The following is a 3,207-nucleotide window of genomic DNA, read 5'->3' as shown; positions in this document are numbered from 1 at the left end:
TCCGTCTTGGAGAGGATGTCAGCGGCGTAGATGCCGGCCGGGCCGGCGCCGACGACGGCGACACGCAAGGATCGGATGCTCACGGGCGGTGGTGCCTTTCGGTGGGTGTGAGCCCTGTATCAGACCGCGTCGACCAAACTGGGCCGCGCAGATCTGATCAGGCATCGATGGAGCGGGTGATCTCGCCGCCGGACTCAGGTTCCGAGCCGCAGTGAGGGAGCAGCAACGAGGGCGAGTCAGCCCCGACAGCAACCTCCGGACCCGGCTGCCGCGGTCACCACCGCGAGTGCGGGCCTCTGATGGGCGCCCCCACCATCGTCGCCCGTGCCACCGCAACAGGATCCGGAGGTCGCCAGGTCGACGACGACTTCTAGCGTTGCGGTCTGGGGCACTTCCTTGAGGATCTTCCTCAGCCGCGACTGGACGTGAGCAGCGACGCCGGTGGCGCTCATGGCCGCGAACGTCTGCGCACTCTCGTGCTCGACGACCGCGACGTAGGTGCCATCCGAAGCGCGCAGCAGGCGCCGACCCGTCAACCCGTCGACCTCGCGCAACTCGTCGTTGGACCAGGCGAACCACGCCTCGAGGCCAGCCCGCCGCTCAGCGGAGACCTCCGGGAAATGGGCAATCGCGACGAACATGCGCTCCTCCATCAGTTGGCGTTCAAGGTTTTCGGGGGACGACGCATCACCCCGCCACCGGCACCAGTGGGCCTGGTCCAGGCTCCACGAAGAATGTGGCTCAAATGACGATTGTTCGATGAAGATCCAATGAAGGTCGACCAGGAGGCCATGGCTGCGCTCGAGGGAAGTCGATCAACCATGGCGGGGAGAGGCCAGTGCGCGTCCAAGGCGATCTCGCGATTCAGCCTCCGCGCCGGTTGATGACGCCCGACACAGGCGAGGAACGATCCGCCCATACAGGCAAATTTCGCCCGAGCGAGACAGAGACCATCAAGAACCGATCGCCGAACAATGAAGATTCCCTGAAGATCTGCGTCGGTCCCGCCTCTGCCCGGGTTTGCGGGATTTTCGCGCCGTACGGTCATGACGCGCCACGACATCCGCCTCTCCATCTGTGCGAAGACCACGGCCTCGACGACTCAGGAGATCGACCATGAGAACGACTACCGACGACATCGTGAAGCGGTACCTCCACCGCGCGCTGCCGACCGTCGGTGTCGCGGTGCTGCTCATCGCGGGTGCCGCTCCGGCCGTCGCGGTCTCAGCCCCGCCGTCCAGTGCGGCCGCCGCCGTCTTCGCCGACTCGACCACAGACCCCGGCGACGGCCACGAGGCGATGCCGGGGATGGACATGCCGGCGGAAGACATGCCCGCGGGCGAAGAGACGAGCCACGACGACCCGGCCGAGAACATGCCGGGGATGGACATGCCCGCGGACGAGATGACCTCAGATGGAGACGAGCACGCCGGAACTGTCTCCCGGCCCCGCGGCGCGGTGCTCGGTACGTTCGCCGGCCTCAACGCCGCGGTCCTGATCAGCGCGGCGGTGCTGCGTCGCAAGACGAAGAACACCCACCACCCCAAGCGCAGCACCCGGGTCACCACGCCCGCCACCGCCTGAGCCCGCCCCACACCCTCGAGGACCTCCCCATGCCCGCACCCGCCCCGGTTCGCCCGCACGATCACCCCGTCGACCCCAGCGAGCGCGAGGACCTCTCCCCCGCTCCGGTGGGGCGCAACCTGCTGGCGATCCCGCTGGTGCGCAAGGCGCTGCGCAGCCGTTGGTACCCCGGCATCCTGCAGCTCCCGGTCGCTGCGGTGTTCGGCCTGGTCGCCTACCAGCTGCTGCTGGGTCCCGACGCCGCCCACGACAACCCCGGCACCGCCCTGATGTGGGTGCTGTGGTGGCCGCTGATCCCGATCGTGTTCGTCCTGGTCGGACGCTTCTGGTGCGCGGTCTGCCCGTTCGGCGCCCTGTCAGACCTGGTGCAGAAGCTGGTCGGCGCCCAGCGGCCGGTCCCGGTCTTCCTGAAGAAGTACGGCATCTGGATCATCGACGCCTCGTTCCTGATCATCACCTGGTCCGACCATGTGTGGGGGGTCGTGGAGTCACCCTGGGGCTCCGGGGTGCTGCTGCTCATCCTCACCACGCTCGTGATCGCCTCCGGCGCGTTCTACCAGCGGCGCACCTTCTGCCGGTACCTGTGCTTCCTCGGCGGGATGGCCGGCAACTACGCCCGCGTCGGCATGGTCGAGCTCCGCGCGGACAGCGCGATCTGCAAGACGTGCACCGCGCGGGCGGTCTGCTACAACGGCAATGACAAGGTCGCCGGCTGCCCGCTGTTCAGCTTCCCGCGCACCATGGACGACAGCGCCAACTGCAACCTGTGCGCCAACTGCATCAAGTCCTGCCCGAACGACGCCATCGAGCTCCGGGTCCGCAAGCCCGCCAGCGAGCTCTGGTTCATCCGCAAGCCCCAGCTCGAGCAGTCGTTCCTCGCCGCAGCGATCATGGGCATCGTCCTGATCCAGAACGTCACGATGCTCGAGGTCTGGCAGGACGTGCTCGACGCGATCGAGCGGACCACCGGGGTGACCAGCTACCCGGTCATCTTCAGCGTCGCGTTCGTGGTCGCCGTCGGCCTCCCGGTCGGGCTGCTCGCCGGCGCGTCCCGGCTCGCCGCGGCCCGCAACCTCGAGAGCACCCGGATGAACTTCGCCCGGTTCGGGTACGCCCTGATCCCGCTGGACGTCGCGGCACACATCGCGCACAACCTGTTCCACCTGCTCGCCGAGGGCAAGTCCGTGTTCTACACGCTCACGGCCATGCTCGGCGGCCCGTCGAGCGAGGGATCGATGGCCCTGGTGAGCAACGGCACCATCCAGGTGCTGCAGTTCCTCCTGCTCGCGGTAGGCATCGCCGGGTCGGTGTACACCGCGCGGCGCATCGCTCGCCGCCGGTACCAGACCCCTGCCCGCCGCCGCGCAACTCTTCGGCCGTATGTCGTGATCATCGGCCTGCTCGGCGTGCTCAACGTCTACTTCTTCCTGCTTCCGATGGCCATGCGGATGTGAGGTAGTCAGTACCAAGTGATTTGCCCGTCGGCGAAAGTTCGACGAGGACGAGGAGCCCGCGCCCGCCGGGCGCCGCAGAAGGGGGATTGTCCTGATGAGAATCGTGGTGTGCGTGAAGCACGTGCCGGACATCCAGTCCGAACGGAGCCTGCGATCCGATGGCCGGGTG

The 3,207-nt window shown here is 67.7% G+C and carries 3 protein-coding genes; 2 read left to right on the top strand and 1 reads right to left on the bottom strand.

Going from position 1 to position 3,207, the window contains the following annotated elements; translation table 11 throughout:
• Positions 1 to 236 precede the first annotated feature (236 nt).
• Positions 237 to 641, bottom strand: a complete 405-nt coding sequence (locus tag EUA98_RS19355) for a hypothetical protein (protein ID WP_130104315.1) — start codon at positions 639 to 641, stop codon at positions 237 to 239.
• 475 nt (positions 642 to 1,116) lie between these two features.
• Between EUA98_RS19355 and EUA98_RS19350 the strand changes: the two genes are divergently transcribed.
• Positions 1,117 to 1,584, top strand: coding sequence for a hypothetical protein (locus tag EUA98_RS19350; RefSeq protein WP_130104314.1), 468 nt, complete (start codon positions 1,117 to 1,119; stop codon positions 1,582 to 1,584).
• 29 nt (positions 1,585 to 1,613) lie between these two features.
• Entirely contained in the window at positions 1,614 to 3,038 is a 1,425-nt protein-coding gene (locus tag EUA98_RS19345; protein ID WP_130104313.1) for a 4Fe-4S binding protein, read from the top strand.
• The last annotated feature ends 169 nt before the right edge of the window (positions 3,039 to 3,207 follow it).

The sequence above is a fragment of the Pengzhenrongella frigida genome (assembly GCF_004168625.1).
Taxonomy (GTDB): Bacteria; Actinomycetota; Actinomycetes; order Actinomycetales; family Cellulomonadaceae; genus Pengzhenrongella; species Pengzhenrongella frigida.
Note: the sequence above shows the minus strand (reverse complement) of the source record. Positions and strands in the feature narration are given on the sequence as shown.

Coding starts and splice junctions, on each gene's coding strand:
- EUA98_RS19355 (WP_130104315.1), bottom strand. CDS start 641: ATGTTCGTCGCGATTGCCCATTTCCCGGAGGTCTCCGCTGAGCGGCGG.
- EUA98_RS19350 (WP_130104314.1), top strand. CDS start 1,117: ATGAGAACGACTACCGACGACATCGTGAAGCGGTACCTCCACCGCGCG.
- EUA98_RS19345 (WP_130104313.1), top strand. CDS start 1,614: ATGCCCGCACCCGCCCCGGTTCGCCCGCACGATCACCCCGTCGACCCC.